16 protein-coding genes are annotated in these 18,907 nt (G+C 41.6%); 9 read left to right on the top strand and 7 right to left on the bottom strand.

Features of this window, described 5'->3' with window-relative positions; all coding sequences use genetic code 11:
* Nucleotides 1-320: 320 nt before the first annotated feature.
* The 3 genes from PNK_RS04545 to PNK_RS04535 all read left to right on the top strand — a co-directional run bounded on the left by PNK_RS04545 (nucleotide 321) and on the right by PNK_RS04535 (nucleotide 2,532).
* Nucleotides 321-1,418, top strand: a complete 1,098-nt coding sequence (locus PNK_RS04545; protein ID WP_032126011.1) for a PIN/TRAM domain-containing protein — start codon at nucleotides 321-323, stop codon at nucleotides 1,416-1,418.
* Complete coding sequence (acpS, locus tag PNK_RS04540; RefSeq protein ID WP_032125406.1) at nucleotides 1,419-1,802, top strand: holo-ACP synthase; 384 nt, start codon at nucleotides 1,419-1,421, stop codon at nucleotides 1,800-1,802.
* Between the two features lie 241 nt (nucleotides 1,803-2,043).
* The gene (locus tag PNK_RS04535) at nucleotides 2,044-2,532 is read left to right on the top strand and encodes a hypothetical protein (RefSeq protein WP_032125405.1); all 489 of its coding nucleotides are present in this window, start codon (nucleotides 2,044-2,046) and stop codon (nucleotides 2,530-2,532) included.
* 179 nt (nucleotides 2,533-2,711) lie between these two features.
* Here the strand turns inward: PNK_RS04535 and PNK_RS04530 are convergent, their stop codons facing one another.
* Both PNK_RS04530 and trxB read right to left on the bottom strand, forming a co-directional pair.
* Nucleotides 2,712-3,536, bottom strand: coding sequence for a hypothetical protein (locus tag PNK_RS04530; RefSeq protein ID WP_059060567.1), 825 nt, complete (start codon nucleotides 3,534-3,536; stop codon nucleotides 2,712-2,714).
* Nucleotides 3,536-4,486, bottom strand: a complete 951-nt coding sequence (gene trxB / locus PNK_RS04525) for a thioredoxin-disulfide reductase (protein WP_032125403.1) — start codon at nucleotides 4,484-4,486, stop codon at nucleotides 3,536-3,538. The genes PNK_RS04530 and trxB overlap by 1 nt, the downstream gene beginning before the upstream one ends.
* A 273-nt stretch (nucleotides 4,487-4,759) precedes the next feature.
* Between trxB and PNK_RS04520 the strand changes: the two genes are divergently transcribed.
* The 4 genes from PNK_RS04520 (at nucleotide 4,760) to PNK_RS04505 (ending at nucleotide 9,575) form a co-directional block, all read left to right on the top strand.
* Nucleotides 4,760-5,335 carry a hypothetical protein gene (locus tag PNK_RS04520; RefSeq protein ID WP_032125402.1) on the top strand — a complete coding sequence of 192 codons (576 nt, stop codon included), beginning with the start codon at nucleotides 4,760-4,762 and terminating at the stop codon, nucleotides 5,333-5,335.
* A 229-nt stretch (nucleotides 5,336-5,564) separates the two neighbouring features.
* Nucleotides 5,565-5,690: a hypothetical protein gene (locus tag PNK_RS13865; protein WP_269446524.1), complete on the top strand. Its 126-nt coding sequence runs from the start codon at nucleotides 5,565-5,567 to the stop codon at nucleotides 5,688-5,690.
* 325 nt (nucleotides 5,691-6,015) lie between these two features.
* Nucleotides 6,016-7,470 (top strand): sodium/proline symporter, encoded by a 1,455-nt coding sequence (locus tag PNK_RS04510; protein WP_032125400.1) that lies wholly within the window; start codon nucleotides 6,016-6,018, stop codon nucleotides 7,468-7,470.
* Nucleotides 7,471-7,814: 344 nt separating this feature from the next.
* A complete protein-coding gene (locus PNK_RS04505; RefSeq protein WP_059060562.1) occupies nucleotides 7,815-9,575 on the top strand; it encodes an MORN repeat-containing protein in 1,761 nt (586 codons plus the stop codon).
* A 103-nt stretch (nucleotides 9,576-9,678) separates the two neighbouring features.
* On the opposite strand, the gene PNK_RS04500 is transcribed toward PNK_RS04505, so the two are convergent.
* The 5 genes from PNK_RS04500 to PNK_RS04480 form a co-directional block, all read right to left on the bottom strand.
* Nucleotides 9,679-11,145: a sodium/proline symporter gene (locus tag PNK_RS04500; protein WP_059060560.1), complete on the bottom strand. Its 1,467-nt coding sequence runs from the start codon at nucleotides 11,143-11,145 to the stop codon at nucleotides 9,679-9,681.
* Nucleotides 11,146-11,774: 629 nt separating this feature from the next.
* The gene (acpP, locus tag PNK_RS04495) at nucleotides 11,775-12,008 is read right to left on the bottom strand and encodes an acyl carrier protein (RefSeq protein WP_032125398.1); all 234 of its coding nucleotides are present in this window, start codon (nucleotides 12,006-12,008) and stop codon (nucleotides 11,775-11,777) included.
* Between the two features lie 342 nt (nucleotides 12,009-12,350).
* A complete protein-coding gene (gene fabG / locus PNK_RS04490) occupies nucleotides 12,351-13,103 on the bottom strand; it encodes a 3-oxoacyl-ACP reductase FabG (RefSeq protein ID WP_059060559.1) in 753 nt (250 codons plus the stop codon).
* Nucleotides 13,104-13,106: 3 nt separating this feature from the next.
* A complete protein-coding gene (fabD, locus tag PNK_RS04485) occupies nucleotides 13,107-14,057 on the bottom strand; it encodes an ACP S-malonyltransferase (protein ID WP_032125396.1) in 951 nt (316 codons plus the stop codon).
* Nucleotides 14,058-14,065: 8 nt separating this feature from the next.
* A complete protein-coding gene (locus PNK_RS04480) occupies nucleotides 14,066-15,064 on the bottom strand; it encodes a beta-ketoacyl-ACP synthase III (RefSeq protein ID WP_032125395.1) in 999 nt (332 codons plus the stop codon).
* 478 nt (nucleotides 15,065-15,542) lie between these two features.
* Between PNK_RS04480 and PNK_RS04475 the strand changes: the two genes are divergently transcribed.
* Together PNK_RS04475 and PNK_RS04470 are read left to right on the top strand one after the other, a co-directional pair.
* On the top strand, nucleotides 15,543-16,793 hold the full coding sequence (locus PNK_RS04475; protein ID WP_059060556.1) for an urea ABC transporter substrate-binding protein: 1,251 nt from the start codon (nucleotides 15,543-15,545) through the stop codon (nucleotides 16,791-16,793).
* Between the two features lie 8 nt (nucleotides 16,794-16,801).
* Complete coding sequence (locus PNK_RS04470; RefSeq protein WP_051981927.1) at nucleotides 16,802-18,898, top strand: sensor histidine kinase; 2,097 nt, start codon at nucleotides 16,802-16,804, stop codon at nucleotides 18,896-18,898.
* Nucleotides 18,899-18,907 lie beyond the last annotated feature (9 nt).

Genomic DNA, 18,907 nt, shown 5'->3' with positions numbered 1-18,907 from the left:
TTAAAATGAATCTAATGAATTAAGTTTTTTAAATTTATGTACATAAAATGAAGATTTTGTTAAGATCAAACAAGCGTTGCTTAAATCGACTGAATTAATAGGATTCCTAGTATAATTGTCGTGTCAGAGATTTGTTAGATTGCTACATGATTTATTTTGTTGGTTTGTCTGCCAACTAACCGATAACTGTCAGACGAACCAACAAAATAAATCTCATTGCAAGATCAAGCATGCATGATGCAAATGCTCTAGCAAAAGCAAGCGGTATTAACTACTCCATAACTGGTTTATTAAGCCATTTAGCACACAGGATTAAAGGCATGAGTATTTCACTCTCATTTATACGAGTTTTATTCCTCATTATATGCGTTTTATTTTCCGTTACTTTTACAACCCAAAATCTCGAAGGCGGATTAAATCTCATCAATGCAGCTGTGGGGCTGCTCGGCGGGATTGCTTTTGCAGGACTGTTGGTTGGATCCGACTTTGTTTTTAAGCGCTTTAATTTGAGATCTTTCAATACAGCTATTTTAGGGCTATTCTGCGGATATTTAATGGCTCAAGCCATTTTATTTATTTTAACAGGTGTAACAGGGATAGAATCGTCTGCTGCAGCGTTAACACCCATTCGCTTTTTTGTTTACCTTTTCTGCGCCTATCTTGGCATGGTCATGACAGCAAGAGCTGCGGAAGAGCTTCACGTAAGCATCCCATTTGTTGAATTCAAGGCGATGGGCCATAAAAAGAAGGACGTTTTAGTAGATGTGTCGGTCTTAATGGATCCACGCATCATCGACTTGGCGTCATCTGGCCTTTTAGACCATCACTTAATCATCCCGCGCTTTGCCATTAAAGATATGTACGCCCAGGCAGAAAGCAATGATGAAGCGGTCAAAGCCAAGGCTCGCCGTTCATTAGAAGTCATCAAAAAACTCGAAAGCCTTCCAGCTTTAGACTTACGTTATGTCGATACTGATTTCCCTGAAATCAAAGAACCTATGACAAAGCTTATCCGCTTAGCTAGGTTTTTAGACACCAACATCATTACATCAGACATCAACCGCATCCAGCAGTCCTCCATCGAAGGGGTTCGCATCATCAACATTCACATGTTGTCAAATGCATTAAAGCCCATCACTCAGGCCGGAGAAGTCATCAACATCAAGATTCAACGCTACGGAAAAGAAGCACGTCAAGGTGTTGGCTATCTCGAAGACGGAACCATGGTGGTCGTCAATGGCGGTGCTGAATTTATTGGCGAAACGATTAAAGGACACGTGTTATCTGTTAAACACACCTCTTCAGGACGCATGATTTTTTGCAATGCATCCGAAGAAGGCAGCTTGTTGACCGAGCAGGATTTCGCTCATACCTTATCAGATTTAGAAAGTAGCCATAAAAACTACCTGGCTCTCTAAATGATTTTAGGAATAGGAAATGACATTATCGAGATCGACCGCGTTAAGCGCAACATAGAACACTATCAACAACGCTTTCTCGATCGCATTTTTACTTCAAGAGAGCAGGCTTATTGCTTAAAACGCAAAGAGCCTGCCATTCATTTTGCCGGCCGTTTTGCAGCCAAAGAAGCTATCGTCAAGGCTCTTGGTACGGGCTTCAGCCAAGGAATCTCATGGCTAGATATTGAAATCTACAACGATGAGAAAGGCAAACCTTCCATCAACGTTTCGCCAAAAATCGCGGAACTCTTTGACTCTCCAGAACTTTCCCTCTCAATTAGCCATTGCCGTGACTACGCAACAGCTTTTGCCATTTGGACTAAAAATCCAAAATTCTCATAAGAATCCCTGTGCTAAAGCCCCTTTAAAAGCTTGAGGATTAGTCATAACATTCTCAAGGACATCAAAATAATCGCATAGTACTACAAAGTAAATATCCTTTATAAGCAAAACTCTTATTAATTATTTAATCGATTCATATCATTTAAACAAAGAATCTATCTTTAAAAAAAATTATTTTATTTTATTACAGATTTATTTATAATAAATATGCATTTTTAATAATAACAACAGGTTTTTATAAATGATTAATAATGATCCAATTCATTCATTTAATATTGATTCAATTTATATAGATGAGTGTAATTCCAACGATTCATCAAATTTTTTAACCTTCAGCCTATCAACTACCTCGCAAGCATCAGAAAAAAAGGGAGTAAAAAGAGCAAGAGAGGATGGTTGTTTTGAAGTCAATGCCAAAATACAGAAAATCGGCCTTATAAGATGGTGTGGAAAAGAGTTATGTGATGACGTTGTTCGACATGTCACCTTATTTTTAGATTTCCGCTCCCTTAATCGATTCGAACAATCTCACAAAGCCCATCGAACAATCACGGATCTGGCCTGGAGAGAACTGCGTCTACAAGCAGGCTTTAAAATGCATCCTGAAAGTCAAAACACAGACAAGCCAGAAAAATGGAGTTTTCTTATTGAACATCGACTCAACAATGAGTTGAAAATTTTTGTAGACATCTTTGCCTTTGAAGATCAGCTGGATTTGCCAGCCACCTAAGTATAGAGCTTCAGGTTCTGCCACGATCAATTTTAGAGGTTAAATGTCTATCGCCTGCGCGATTATGATAGAGATTCTTAGTAAGAGCTCATTAGATCTGCATTGCATTTGTCTGGAAGATATCACATAACTTCTGTGATGTCTTCCTTAGCAAACAACTGTGAATGCTTGCCGTTTGCCTATAGGCCAAAAGTATAGAGTAATGAGAGGCTAATTTGGTGAGCCTGAACAGGAAAATTGCGTGCATAAACCCGTTTAGCATATTCAATCGATGCACTGCCAAAAAACTGGATAAGATAAGTATAGCGGCATCCTAAATCAATCGATTGATGATCAATCGCACCATACCCATGAAAATGAGAGCGATGGAGCTGCTTACTCCCCAGCCCCCATAGCGTATGGACAAAGAATTCAAACTCATGACATTGTTTGATGCGCTGCGCATAAGCCATATCATAGCGCATCCAAGGAGATCCCCTTGCGGCAGATCCCAAAGCAGCCATTGCCCAAGCTCTTGAAATCCATTGGTCACCCTGAGCCCACTCTTTGCCAACTGACAAAAAAATCTCTGCCTCGCTTCGGCCGTGATGGAAGGAGCTTTTATCTTTCAAACTCCAGTCAAAAGCCTGAATGAAGCCAGCCCCGGTTGTTAAAGTAACTGGATCGCCCACAATGTCGTCTAACCACACGATACGCCCATTTAACCTGATCTGATCGATGCTACCACTTTGCCGTCGAGTCCGAGCAGCTGTCGCTTCTACATCCAAAGAAAAATCAGGCTTTGCAGCCAAGGCCAGGCTTGTCGTTAAAAAAAAATCATGCGAAGCATAAGGGAATCGATGAGAACCGGCAGCTAAATCTTGAAAGGCTTGAAAGCGCAAAGTAGAATTCCACTCAAATTCGAGGTAATTACCTATCCAGGGACGATACTCTACAGTCCACCCCAAAATAGGTAATAAGGAGAAGAAAAAAATGCAGATTAAGCCATTTTTTCCCAAACGCATTAGGTGTCCAATCCTTTTTCGGCAAGCCATCTTTCGGCATCAAGAGCAGACATGCATCCACTGCCAGCTGCCGTAATCGCTTGGCGGTACTCGTGGTCCTGGACATCCCCTGCAGCAAAAACCCCTTCTATACTCGTATGGGTCCCTTTAAAGACTTTGATATAGCCATTAGGATGCACTTCTAATTGATCATTTAAAAAAGCTGTATTGGGTGTATGACCAATCGCAAAGAATAGCCCCCCTGCTTCATGTTCAGTCAATTCGTTGGTCTTAACATTCTTGACAGTCACGTTGCGCACTACCTGATCCCCTCCGACATGCACCACTTCCGAATCCCATAGAATCTCAATCTTAGGATGATTCATAGCCCGCTCTTGCATAATCTTTGAAGCACGCAATTTGTCTCTTCGATGCACGATATAGACACGGCTTCCAAATTTAGTCAAGAAAGTCGCCTCTTCTACAGCTGAATCCCCCCCTCCAATCACAAATAAAGGGCGATTGCGAAAAATAGGAGCAGCCCCATCGCACACAGCACAAGCTGTGACGCCTTTTTGCCAAAACTCACCATCTCCGGCTCCTGGGATCTCCAAACGCTTGGCCGTAGCGCCAGTCGAGACAATGATTGCTTGGGCCTCGTAATGTGTCTTACGCCCTTTAACAACAAATGGATAACTTTGTAAATCTACACTTTCAACATCTTCACTAATCACTTCTGTCCCAAAGCGAATCGCTTGCTGTCGAAACCGATCAACCAATTCTGGACCTGTAATTCCTTCTGGAAAACCCGGAAAATTCTCGACTTCCGTCGTTGTCATCAACTGACCACCAGCCGGCCCTGTATAAAAACCTTCAAATAAAACAGGCTCTAAATTGGCACGTGCCGCATAAATGGCAGCCGTATACCCAGCTGGACCAGATCCAATAATCAGTAATTTAGCTTTCTTCATGGCTCCTCTTTTTTCAAACGTATGTTCTGGGCAGCGCTATCATCATTGAACAGATCAAAATTGCCCCCTTTTCAATAAAAAGAATAGTTTATCTGCATAAGATCAAAAGTGCAAGCAGATAAATACTAATAAACCTTAACAGTTGTTTAATCCTCAACAAATAAATTAATTTTAAACTAACAATTGACTAATATTATTAAATATAATAAAATTTATTTAAATAAATTAAAAAGTAATACGTTTTAATAATATTAATAATAAAAAAAGGTTAAAATGAATTATTTAAGTACAACTTTGAATGCAGTCGATGCTAATGCCCGCTATTACGCAGACAGCTGTGTTACAACACTATCTGATGGAGTTTCAAAGGGCAAGCAGTCGATAACAAATGGTATTACGAAGGGAACAGAAGCTGTGGCTGCCGGTTGCAAAGCTGCATCAAATAAGACATCTAACTTTGTAGCAAGCAATTACCAAACGATTTTCTTTGCAGCATCGACCTGTGCCACGGCCTATTTTGCTCCCCATCTCTTCTTACCGGGTACCATCGCAGCGGTGATTGTTCGCTTGGAACTTCGCAAACTGATTGATACCTATATTAAAGATGAGCACAATCCCTACATTAAGGATTCAAAATTCGGGCCTAAATACGTTAACACAACAGAATTTGTGCTAGCTCTAGCTGCGGCTGTCGATGCAGCAGCTCTGGCAACAGTCTTTTACACTAGTTCTTGGACTGTTGCGCTAATGCCAATCTTAGGCGGAGTCGTAGCCGGCAATGTCGCAACCAAGATCGGCATGGACTTATTTTATCCAGCCTCTCAACCAGCCCAGGCCTTGGTAGCATAAACTCTCCTTAAAAGAATCGTTCAGCTCATTCCGGCTGAACGATTAAAATCTTTTGTCGCAGGGTCCCTCTTTCTGCTTTTTCTATAACTACTTTTCTTTTTATCATTAACAATAAAACTTGTATTAATCTCTTATTAAAAACATGATCTGATCTTTTTATTCCTACTCTTTGTTTAAAATAAATGACTCATGTCGCCCCGTTAACATATTGATTAAAAGCAGATTAGATATGTCCCCCTATTCTTTCCATGCGCTTGGAACAGACGGTCTGGACAACAGAGCATTTTTTCCAACGCCATGCCTGCACTTTCGTATTAATTGGGACCTCATGTGCATCGACTTGTTTAATGCCTAACGCCTTTTTTGCCGGGACACTCGTGGCATTTGCAGGCTCTCATCTCTTAGAACAGAACTCTCAACTTTTCGATAAAGCTCCTTATGTTAGCAGGCGCTGCTACTGCTGGATATTGTGCTTATAAGTTTTCAAAAAATTCTCGTTCGGCGACGATTCAAACCCGTCGCCCCAATAATTGATTTTAGATCTCACCTCTTATCTGGCCTATTAATTCGCAAGTGTTTATAAGAAAAAGGCCAAAGCAAATCCAGAGATTCATTTTAAACTTTTCTCAAAAAGATAGAATAGTTAAACCGTTAATCCAAGAGTTTTACGAGAAACACTTATGCATACTCAAGTCATCGCAGCCTTCATCGTTTATTTCAGTTTATTACTTATTCTCGGACTTATTTTTCACACGAAACAGAAAACCTCCTCTGATTTCATCATGGGTAATCGCTCATTGAGTTTTTGGCTGGTCGCTCTTTCTGCGCATGCAAGTGACATGAGTGCCTGGCTTTTCATGGCCTTTCCAATGACCATTCTAGTATTAGGTCTCCCCCATGTCTGGATTGCCGTGGGCCTTTTAGGCGGCATGTTTCTCAATTGGCAGTTTGTCGCCCCCAAGCTTCGTTCGATGACTGAAAAATATGACTGCTATACCCTTTCTTCTTTTTTTGAAAAGCGCTTTCACGATCATTCCGGCTCTATTAGATTGCTCAGTGCCGTCATCATGGTAATCTTTTTAACCCACTATCTCTCGGCTGGACTGATTGCCATGGGATATCTGCTTGAATCTCTCTTTAATTTAAATTACTTTTTCGGCCTTTCACTTGCCATGCTAGTCGTAGTGATCTATACATTTGTTGGAGGTTATACAACAGTTGCTTGGACTGATTTATTTCAAGGCATTTTCCTCCTCCTCATGATCATTCTAGTGCCATTCATGGCATTTTCAAAGATTGATGGGTGGCACTCTATCATAGAGATTGCTCAGCAAAAAAATATTCCCCTCACATTTGCCGGCGACAACACTTTTGACTCCTGGGTCAAAATTTTATCTTTATCGCTTGGATGGGGGCTTGGCTATTTTGGAATGCCTCACATCATTACCAAATTCATGGGAATCAGAGACGTTAAAGAAATGCACAAATCGAAATGGCTAGGAATGTCTTGGCAAGTAGTCGCTTTGGGAGCTGCTGCCGTCGTTGGATTAATCGGCATTGCTTATTTTCCCAATGGGCTCGAAAAACCAGAGATGGTCTTCGTTGAAATGGTAAAGGACTTATTTAATCCCTTCGTAGCAGGATTCATCCTTTGCTCCGTTATCGCTGCCAATATGTCAACGATGGATTCTCAAATTTTGGTGTGCGGATCGATACTGAGTGAAGACTTATACAAGCACTTTCACAAAACCCCTCCCTCTGATCGCAAACTGCTATGGTTCTCAAAATTAAGCGTTGTAGCCGTGGCTGTTTTTGCTCTCTTACTGGCCTTCAATAAAAGCTCGACCATCTTAGATACCGTCCTCTACTCCTGGTCAGGACTGGGCAGTGCATTCGGACCCATGGTCTTAATGAGCCTCTACTCCGAAAAAACCAATCGCTACGGAGCCATCGCAGGAATGATCGTGGGAACCTGCGTTGTCATGATCTGGCCAACACTCAATCCCCTTTTAACTCAATATGAACTCCTTCCCATGATCCCAGGATTTATTTTGAGTGCGCTCGCCATCTACTTAGTTTCCATGTGGACCAAAACAACCCCCTCACTCGATAATAATATCCCATCCACTCTCTAATCTTCTTTGAGCAGTCAACAATGCTGACTGCTCATTAATTACCCCACTCACCGTGATTCTTTTTTTACTTTCGACAACAACTTGTAAATTAAATATCAACAATTTTCAAATAAAGATCAAAGTTAATACAAAATTTAATTTATCTTTAAATTATTAAGATGATCTGCTAAATTTTCTAACTTGACATTAGACTAATTTCGAAACTTGCTTTGATTGAAAAATTGCCATTTTGGCTCTTTGCGCCAAAAATTTTCAATTTTAAATCAAAGCAAGTTTGAAAAGAGGCCTATTATATTGAATGGCGAACAAGAGCCGTTCTTCAAATAACACAACATAGGTTTATCATGATCACATTTCCGAACATTTCTCCGGTTTCGCTGGAAAGATCTCATCCAAGTTCAGTTAGTTTGATCCAAAACATCACGTTTTTCCTAGGAAGAATTTGGACGTTTATTTCGCTTACCAGCCACGTTTCCATTCAACTCATTAGACGAATCAATGGGGCTTCACAGCCTATTTTTAAGGCAACTCAAAATGCATTGCCTTCACTTCAAGCGGAACGCATTCACTCACCCCGCAAAGATCACACCCCTAGAATCGAGCCGCGATCAACGCCTTTGAAACCACCTTCTTCTGAAAGCGATCAAGAGAAGCCGCAAATTACAGAAAGAGAAAGAGGAACACCAAGACATTCCCCAAAAGCATCTCCGCTCTCTTCACCTAGAAGTCAAAGCCCAATTTCTTTTGAAAAAGAACCATCCCTGCTCCTTCCACTAGGATCCACCAAGGTGGCAGAATGGCCGCAGTCACCAAAATTGTCTCGAGATAGTGTATCATCGCCAGTTCAATCTCCGATAGAATCACCACAGCCTCATCATCCAAATCCTTCTCAGGCAACCCCTTCCCAGGTCCCGCTAATTCCCAATTTGCATTTACCCTTGCAATCTAAAAGTCTGTCTGGGCACTTCCCGCTTAGCTCACCAACCGTTTCTGGCTTTGAAGATGACTATGGAGATGAGAGCTTGCATTCGAGCCGCTCTTCCCAATCAGCCACCTCTTCCGATTTTGATGACGAACTCGAAGAGCTCGCTGCAATTGAAGACGACCTGCTAGAAACTTGCCTTATTGAAGCCTATCTATATGACTATGACACTCTAGAAGATGCTTTGGATGCTGCAGACATTTACGATGAAACGCAGCAACCAATTGAGCTAAAAGATGCGAATGGCTCATGCATATTAGTCTGGAAAGAGTCTATCACCTATGTCGGAGATCTAGAAGCTGGCAAATTGCATGGGCACGGCCTATTTTACCAGGGACTTCCAAGAGATCCTCAGAAAAAAGTTTTACTCGAAGGGGAGTTTAAAGAGAACCGCTTTGTATCTGGATGGGTTAACTATCAGAATGAGCGCATTTATGAGAGCTCATCTTTTGAGGATGGGGAATTGACAACCTCTCGAGGAACCCTCAGATTCGATTTAAAAGGCAGCCCTGTCGAATATAGAGGGGCCCTTCAAAACGGCTTACCTCACGGAATCGGTAAAATACTTCGCCATACCAAAGATGGCTCAGAAATTATTGAAGAAGGCTTATATGAGGAAGGATGCTTAAGAGAAGGAATTCGAGAGGAATCCAACGGAAAAATAAATCATGCAACCGTGAAAACCTACTATGAAGGCTGCTTTAAAGACGGGCTTAAAGATGGAAAAGGCATAATAAAAGCGGTCTACCATTTTTGCCGCGATGATAAAACGTTCACCTTTTCAACGCATGCCGAGGCCGATTACGAACAAAATAAGGAACCGCAACTAGGCAGCCCTGACCTCTTTTGGAGCGATGGAGCCGAGGGAAGGCTTCACCTTGGTGATACTCCATACGCAGACATCAAGTTAACCAATGGGTTTAGCTACACGCTATATCCTAAGTCTCTCACAGACTTGTCGGATGTTGCCTTTATTACGGGCCGAGGCATTTTACGCTCACCCGCAGGCGATCAATACGAGGGTGGTTTAAAAAATGCCTATATGGATGGACAAGGAAAAATCACTTACGCCGACGGCAGAGTAGAAGAAGGCATTTTCCAAGAAAATCAGTTGATTTCTTAGAGAGCTAATAGCCGCAAATCTACATTTTCGATCTACTTGGATGCCAACCAGGGAATCTAAGTAGATCGATTCACTATAATTTGTGCTATACATAAATTCGGGTTTAAGAAACCTGCTCATGTACAAGGGGCATCGACTCCCTATCCCCCACAGTCCTGTTCGTCAATGCAGATACCAAAAAGATAGAGCCCATGCCAGATAAAAAGCCTGGTATCATGGCTGGAATGTGATAAGCCATAAGCATTGGATTAAGATGAGGCCATGTCATAACGACAATCCCACCAACAATAATGCCTGAGACCGCTCCGTAGCGATTAGCCTTTTTTGAATAAAGAGAGGTCAGCACTAAAGGCCCAAAAGCACTGCCAAGCCCTGCCCATGAATAGCTCACCGTTTCCATAATTGTAACGCTTTTATTCATAGAAAGCATGAAAGCCACAATAGAAACTCCTACTACCCCAAAGCGAGAACTTAGCAATTTCTTTTCAGGCGTTAAAGAATGATGAGCCAGCCTACAATAGATGTCCTCGCTCAAAACCGAGGCACAGACCAAAATCTGCGAATCCATCGTTGATAGGCTAGCTGCTAAAACGGCGCAAAGAATGAATCCGGCTAAAAATGGGGAAAAAAGGGATTTGACCATTTCAACGAATACCATCTGAGGGTCTGAAAGACCTTCTGGAAAAAAGCCAACAGCGATAACTCCCACCATTATTGCCGCAGACAACACAACTAACTGCCAACTCATTCCAAGCCATTTAGATTTATTCAATTCAGAAGGGCTTTTAATACTCATGAATTTAGTTACAACATGCGGCATGCCAAAATAGCCTACCCCCCAGCTAAAGGCCAATAAAAGCATCGAAAGCCAGGCTAAGGGATCGCTGCTTGGTAAAATCGACAAAGGAATATCTTTCATGGCTGCAAAATTTGCCACTTCAGCAAAACCATCCATTTTAAACAAGGCTAAAGCTGGAACAATTAAAATGACTAATAACAAAAACATGCCTTGAACAAGATCGGTCCAAGCCACAGCGACAAAGCCGCCAACGAGCGTATAAGCAACAACAACGCATACCGTCAGCAACAAACCCACATAGTAATTTAAGCCAAAAAGAGACTCTAGCAGCACCCCGATGCCAATCATTCCAGCAGATAAATAGTGAGTCAAAAATAGAACGAGCATGACAGCGCTTAGGGATCTGATCGTTCCTGAACGATCTTGAAAGCGCTTCTCAAAAAAAGAGGAAAGGGTATAACAGTCGTATTTTTCTGTCATCGCACGCAGTTTAGGAGCAACAAATTGCCAGTTCAAGAACATGCCAGCTACCAGTCCAAAGGCTATCCAGACCTGAGATAATCCCAGCAAAAAAACAGACATTGGAAGGCCCATAAATAACCAAGCACTCATATCGCTTGCATGCGCCGAAAGAGCGACCAGCCAAAAGCTCAAAGAACGGTTGCCCATGATGAAATCAGCAGAAGAGGTTTGCTTTTTGTGAGCAAGAAGCCCTATTATTAATAGAATGGCAAAGTAGCACAGGAAAGCAGCGATGAAAAATAGATTCATTGTTTATTTATCCTTCTAACAAAACACAAATAAGTATCACAGATCGCTAAATGGGCTCCCTCTTGGCTTAGGAAAAGATCGTCCATTGAATTTAGCAGAGATTAATCACATGCTCTCAAAACCAGCAAATGATCAACAATTACTATTTTAGGATTAGACATTCAAGAGAGAGAGTAGAAAACTAAATGACTTTTGCCGAGCAGATTTCTCAAATAACTTAGTCGAGGTTAAAAGGCCTCCTAAAAAGAGATGCGTCATTTTAAGCAACAAAAGATCATTCCATTCAGCTTAATGCCACTCAATCCCCTAAAATCATGCTCAAATAACACCTGCAATTTTGCCAAACATTACCTGAGGCCTTATTTTTATCCCATCAATTTTAGCCATGTCGGAAAATTTTTAAAGCTCCATACGCTGTGACTATTTATAGGCAAAAATAGCTCGATGCAACTTTTGAGCTCATAGCATTCGAAAATCGCGACTAGAGGAAAATTTTAGCACAAATAGCAACACTGCTATTTACTAAATAATGAATAGAATGAGCTAATAGAGTGGTCGAGAATCGATTTCGAGAGAATTACCGAATAAAAGCAAGCCATGCTTTCGCATGGCTTGCTTTTGACTATCCACTAACCTTTGCGGTTTTCAAGGTAGCTGATGACATCGCGAACGGTCTTGAGCTTCTCAGCATCTTCTTGAGAAATTTCGCATCCAAAACGCTCTTCGAAAGTCATGATGAGCTCTGTCAAATCCAATGAATCTGCGTTGAGATCTTCGACAAACGATTTTTCTGTCGTTACATCGTCTTTATCGACTCCCAATTGTTCTACAACAATATCAATTACTTCTTGTTCAATTGACATAAGTATCCTTTCGTTAAGGCTGTTAATTTTTTCATTAAATTTATAAATTAGTCATTTACACAGAGAACTCTTGATCATTTAATCGAATAAGCCTCTAAGCTCGTATAATCTTTGCCAAAATGGACTCTATTCCCTATCAATTAGCAAATGAATCCATTATTCAAGGGTCAATAGCAAGGAACTCTATGCATGAAAGGGAAAACTTTTAAATGGTCCATTTTCCCTTTCAACTAAAAGAGGATATTTTCTTAAAAAGTCTCATTTTAAATCAACTGTTGAAATGACTTAAACTGTGTATCTTCCAAACTTTTTTATCATTAGGACAACTTCCAAAGTTGCCTATTACATCACCATTCCGCCATCCACAGTCAAAACTTGACCAGTGATATAGCTAGAAAGAGGGCTAGCTAAAAACCATGCCATATTGGCTATGTCGGCCACCTCTCCCATATGACCTAGCGGAATATCTTTTAAAATCGCCTCTTTTTGGGCATCTGATAAAAGGTCGGTCATCTTAGTGCGAATAAAACCGGGAGCAATGCAATTGACCAAAATCCCTCGCGATGCGAGCTCTTTAGCTAAAGCTTTTGTAAAACCAATCATTCCTGCTTTTGAAGCCGCGTAATTGACTTGACCTGCATTGCCGGTTAATCCAACAACAGAGCTAATATTGATAACTCTTCCCTTTTTAGCTTTCATCATCCCACGCACAACAGCTCGGCAGGTATTATAACAGGACTTCAAGTTAATATCGAGCACCCGATCCCAGTCCTGCTCCGACATTTTCATTAAAAGCTGATCAGCTGTGATCCCAGCATTATTGACCAGAATATCTATTTGACCAAATTGCTCGACGACTTTTTTCATGGCCTCATCAACCGCTCCAGTTTGAGAGACATCGACTACAGCAAAATGAACATCGGAAGTTTGCGTTTGGCTTCGAATCTCTGCCACCGCTGAAGCACCAGCCTCTGCATTCGTTCCAAATATAACGACTTTTGCTCCCTCTTCGGCAAATTTCAACGCAATGGCTTTTCCAATTCCGGCATTTCCTCCGGTAATGATGGCGACCTGATCTTTTAGCAACTGTTTCATCATTTATCCTTTCTCTATAGTCTTTAATAGGTCTAGATCTTCAACTTTTTCAATTGATAGCGTAGGGGCTTTTGCACCGATGCGTTTGTTCAATCCCGACAGCGTTTTACCTGGCCCAAATTCGATAAATAAATCGACGCTCTGCTTTTCAAGAGCCCGAATGCCTTGCTCCCAGCGCACAGAATGAGTCACTTGCTTAATCAAATTGTGCTTGACTTGAGAAAGTTCAGAAACAAAATCTCCAGGAACATTCATGATAAGTTGAGAGCAGCCTTGCACAAAAGGCGCTTGTTCGATGAAAGGTGCCAAACGATCCTCTGCCGGCTGCATCAGGCCACTATGAAAAGCTCCTGAAACCTGAAGTGGAAGGACCCTCTTTGCTCCAAGTTCTTTTGCTGCCGCAGAGCCTGCTTCAATGCCTTTTGCTGTTCCAGAAAGGACAATTTGTCCAGGACAGTTGAAATTGGCTACCCATAAATCATTGGGTAGATTGATCTTGTGAACCATGCTTTCTACAACTTCGTTGTCCAATCCCATGACGACAGCCATCGTCCCTTTGGTCTGTTCGCAAGCGGCGTGCATAAAATCCCCGCGATGCTGAACCAGAGGCAAGGCATGACGAAAAGGAAGCCATTCACCAGCTGTCAAAGCTGTGTATTCTCCAAGGCTCAAACCTGCGCAAGCAAAAGGCTGCAAATCATAAAGCTCGCGTACAACGCGCAGCACAGCCATACTCGCGACAAAAATTCCTGTCTGGCTATTCTTAGTTTGCGTCAGCTCTTCTTCAGAACCATTAAAAACAGCAGTAGAAAGAGGACGTTTTAATAAATCGTCAGCCTCTTCAAAAGTCAAACGAGCAGCAGAAAACTGTTGAGCAAAATCTTGAGCCATTCCAGGATACTGCGCTCCTTGTCCTGGAAATAAAAAAGCAATGCGGTGAATTTTCTTTTCCATATATCCCTTTATCTTGCCACTTTTGTCAGGATGGAGGCTCCCCACGTTAAACCGCCACCAAAAGCGGTCAATAACAGATGTTCTCCATCATTAAATTCTTGTTCGCGCATTAATTCATCCAAGGCAATCGCAATGCTGGATGCCGATGTGTTCCCATATTTGTGAACGGTCTGGTATACTTTTTCATCGGGAATGTTAAAGTTTTTAGCTATGGCGTCAATGATTCGCTTATTGGCTTGATGGGGAACTAGCCAGCTCAGATTGGCCTCTTCAAGTCCTGCCTGGGCAAGGCAATCACGAGCTGCCGCGCTCATGCGCCTTACGGCGTGCTTAAACACTTCATTGCCACTCATTTTAAAGTAATGCAATCCTTGTGCTACAGTCTCTGCCGAAGCTGGATTGCGGGACCCGCCTGCTGGAATGAAAATCAAATTGGCTAAATCGCCATCGGCTCCCAAACAGAGTGTATCAATGCGGAGCCCTTCTCCTTCGACTGCCACAACTGCTGCTGCTGCCCCGTCTCCAAACAATACACAGGTTGCACGGTCTTTATAATCGATAAAAGCCGACATTTTTTCTGCTGCCACAACAAGGATGTATTTGTACATTTTTGATTCAAGGTAGGCCTTAGCCAGCGAAAGAGCGTATAAAAAGCCGGTACAAGCCGCCTGTATATCCATTGCCGCTGCTTTTGACGCCCCGATCTTGGATTGAATGAGATTGGCTGTACTAGGAGAGACATAGTCAGGACTCATCGTCGCAACAATAATCATATCAATTTGATCAGATCCTATTCCTGCTGAGTCGAGCGCTTTTTGAGCCGCATAGGCTCCCATATCAGACGGAAATTCATCCTTTGCAGCTAAACGGCGCTCATGCATACCGGTCCGCGAAACGATCCATTCATTAGTCGTCTCGACTAGCTTTTCTAAATCTTGATTTGTCAAGATACGCTCGGGAAGATAAGATCCTAGCCCCGTGATCCGCGCGGTTAAACGATTTGCCATGCACTTTTTCCTTCATTCCTTTCTCAATAAGGGTTTTAATATAACAAACAATCTAATAAATAAAAAGTCTGTGTATTGCTGCCACACTTTATCTCAGTAAAACGTCAAGCAAATGTTTGTTTTACACTCCTTCTTCCTTCCCTTTTAGAGCATCAAGCCAAAACTGCGCCGAGCCGGATGTTATTTAAATCACCCTAACTTAATCAAAAAGACATTCGTCATATCGTAAAACAGATTAGGCTTATTTTTTCTTTGGCTTATCAAGCTAATGCTCGACCAAACGCTTCGTGAATTCCAGAGCCAGTATTAATAAAAAAATTTATTTATGAATTCAAATTTTTATGCTTTTATGGAAAGATGAAATGTTACTTGATGAGATCTCCTAGCGTTCAACATCTAAAAGAATGGAACTGCCAGATAACTTAAGAGTTCAAAGCACGAGGTGTCTCTAATAACGAATGGAACTTTAAGAGCAAACATGAGAACACTCCTAGCCATTTTATTCATTTTGCTATTGATCTTCCAAATCAGCTTATTCGTCTTTGACTTCTATTTTTTCCGTCCTTCCTCTACTCCTTTCAAAGTTGGATTAGTCTTTTCTACTACCGGATTTCGTGCCCAAGCGGAAAAGCCGGCATTAGAAGCTGCCTTAATGGCTATTGAAGAGATCAATCAAAAAGGAGGAATTCATGAAAGAAAAATTGAGCCCATCATTATAGACGCCCAATCAGATTGGGAAAAAGCCAAACCGGCCATTGAACGGCTCATTTCAAAAGATCATGTCGATGTATTTTTTGGAGGATGGACAAAGGCCAGCCGCTACACAACTAAAGAGTTATTTGAAAAATATAACAGCTTGTTGATTAATCCTTTTCAATTTGAAGGCACCCTAACCTCTCCCAATATTATTTGGGTGGGAGCGACTCTTAACCAGCAAGTATTGCCAACAGTCGCATACATCCTAAAAAATGTAGGCAAGCGCATTTACTTAGTCGGTTCAAAAGATTACATTCTCTCGCACCTCATTAGTACGATGGTCAAAGATCAATTGAGCGCTCTAGAAGGTGAAATAGTAGGGGAGACATACATTCCAATCCACGAGCAGGAGATGGATGATCTCATGCTCGATATTGAAGCAAAGAAACCAGACGCCATTTTAAGCTCTTTAATAAGTGAAAGCAACAATGCTTTTTACACGAATTTGGTTAAGGCTGGAGTAACGGCATTACCTCCTCCCGTTTTTTCGCTGAGTACCGATGAGATTATATTGCAACAAGCCCCTGAAGAGATAGTTGGCACTTATGCTACTTGGAACTATTTTCAAAGCATTGATACGCCACGCAACCACGCATTTGTAAAAAATTTCCAGACTTTTTCTGATTTAAAAGCGATTGATAACGCGACCGAGGCGACTTATCTAGGCGTGCATTTATGGGCGAAAGCCGTGGCAGAAGCTGGAACGACCAATCCAAGAGCTTTGAGCTACATCCTTGCCAGCATGCGCATAGAAGCCCCAGAAGGAACTGTTATCATGGATATCGAAGGGAGAAGAGCATGGAAATTTGTCAGAATTGGGCAGGTCCAGCCCAATGGACAATTCAGGATTGTCTGGCAATCAAAGACTCCCATTCGCCCAGTACCTTTTGAAATTCATCGCTCGCAAGCCGAGTGGGATGAATTAACAGACTATTTATATAAAGAAATCATACCGCCCAATGCTTCTCCGTAAAGGCTGACATGCAAAATCCATTCACTTTTTTTCGAAATTTAAGTCTAAGAGTGCATCTCATTTTATGGTTTCTACTCCTTGTATTGCTGCCTCTTGGCTGGACAACCTTTGTATCTTATGAATTGTCTAAAAAAATCATTTTAGATCAGTCAACCAATCACTTACGGGCTTTAAGTCTAAGGCAAGCTCAATTGATCGAGACCTATTTCAAGGAAAAAGAGCGCAACGCGGCCTACTTAGCCAAAGACGAAACATTGGCAGAGGCAACCGAAGCTTTTAGGCAAGCGTTGATGCTAGGAAGATTCGCACCCCCGTATCAAACGATCGAACAGGAATATCGCTCGCTTTTGGCCTATAAAACCGAAACTCTCGGTTATCGAAACATGTTTTTGTTAACAAAAGATGGTGAAATTGTTTTTTCTCTTTTTCCTTCCTACTTAAAAGTCGGAATGAATTTACTCAGCAATTCCCCTCCTATTCCCGATCTTGTAGAAGTCATCAACAATACTGCCAACTTCTTAGAGATCCAGGTCTCCCCTCTGCTCTATTTTCAGCCCACAGCTCCAACTACCTTCATTAGCGTACCGACACTAAAAGACGGCAAATTAGAAGGGGTTGTTTTGGTCCAACTCGACAATTTGGCTATTTATCGTTTGATAGGGAATTATAATGGCTTAGGAAATACTGGTGAAACGATTTTAGTTGGTAAAGATAAGAAAGAAATTGTCTCTATTACGCCTTTGCGCAATTTAGACGATGGAATCGCTGTACATGAAATTTCTTCAGCTAGCTCCTTTGGAAAGTTTATTCAACAAGTCTTGGAGGGCCAACGGCTAGTTGATAGAGTCATAGACTACCGAGACAAAGAAACCCTGATGGTTGGAAGGCATTTTCTGCCAGCCTTAAATTTGGGAATCATTACCAAGATGGATACAGAAGAGCTTTTAGCTCCTATTAATAAATTGAAATACCTTTTTTGGATCTTAGGCATGACGACCGCTGCAATTGTCGCACTGGTCGCCTCGAACGTTGCCAAAGAAATTACCCATCCTCTTTTAATTCTAACAAAAAAAACACGTCTCATGGCGGCTGGTGACCTCTCGCAACGCATTGAAAATCCATCAAAGAATGAAATTGGACGGCTAGGCGAGTCTTTTAACGACATGGCCTCTCAATTAAATAATATGATCCAAAACCTCGATACGCTTGTGGCAACCAGGACGCAAGAAGTCGAAATGCAAAATATCCAGCTTGAGCAAACAATAGACGAACTTCAACAAACACAAAACCGTTTGATCAATCAAGAAAAACTAGCCTCTCTTGGAGCCTTGACAGCCGGTATTGCGCATGAGATCAAAAACCCCTTAAACTTCATCAATAACTTTGCAGAGCTTTCATTAGATATACAAACAGAAATCCGCAAAAAACTTTCTCAAATCCAAGCACAGCCATCCGAGGAGGAAAAGAGCGAACTTGATGAGTTATTTGAAAGGCTTGAACTCAATATGACTAAAATTTTCGAACATGGAAAACGGGCTGACAGCATTGTACGTAATATGCTTCAACATTCGCGAGGGACGCCTGGCGAAGAGGATTTAACCAATTTAAATTCCCTGCTTGATGAATATGTTGGCTTATCTTATCACGGCATGCGAGCCCAAGATATATCTTTTAATGTCAAAATCGAGAAATTTTACGATCAAACGCTCCCTCTTATTCCGCTTGTCCCTCAAGAAATGAGCCGAGTCTTTCTTAATTTGCTCAATAATGCCTACTATGCCGTTCATCAAAGGAAGCTACTCGAGCCATCCTCTTTTATTCCAATCGTCCGCGTATCGACTGAAAATCACCACGACCACGCCGTAATAAAAATATGGGACAATGGGATGGGAATGTCTGAGGAAGTTTATTCAAAGCTCTTCACTCCCTTTTTTACAACCAAGCCAACAGGAGAAGGCACAGGCCTTGGGCTCTCCTTGAGTTATAATATTGTACAAGGTCACGAAGGAACCTTAATTGCCAATACGGTATATGGTCAATTTACAGAGCTAGTTATCACACTGCCATTTGGGCATAAACAGCGGACAAGCCAGAAACATCATTGAAATTATACG

This window comes from Candidatus Protochlamydia naegleriophila, assembly GCF_001499655.1.
Taxonomy (GTDB): Bacteria; Chlamydiota; Chlamydiia; order Chlamydiales; family Parachlamydiaceae; genus Protochlamydia; species Protochlamydia naegleriophila.
The sequence above is the reverse complement of the archived record's forward strand: the minus strand, read 5'-3'. Positions and strand labels throughout refer to the sequence as shown.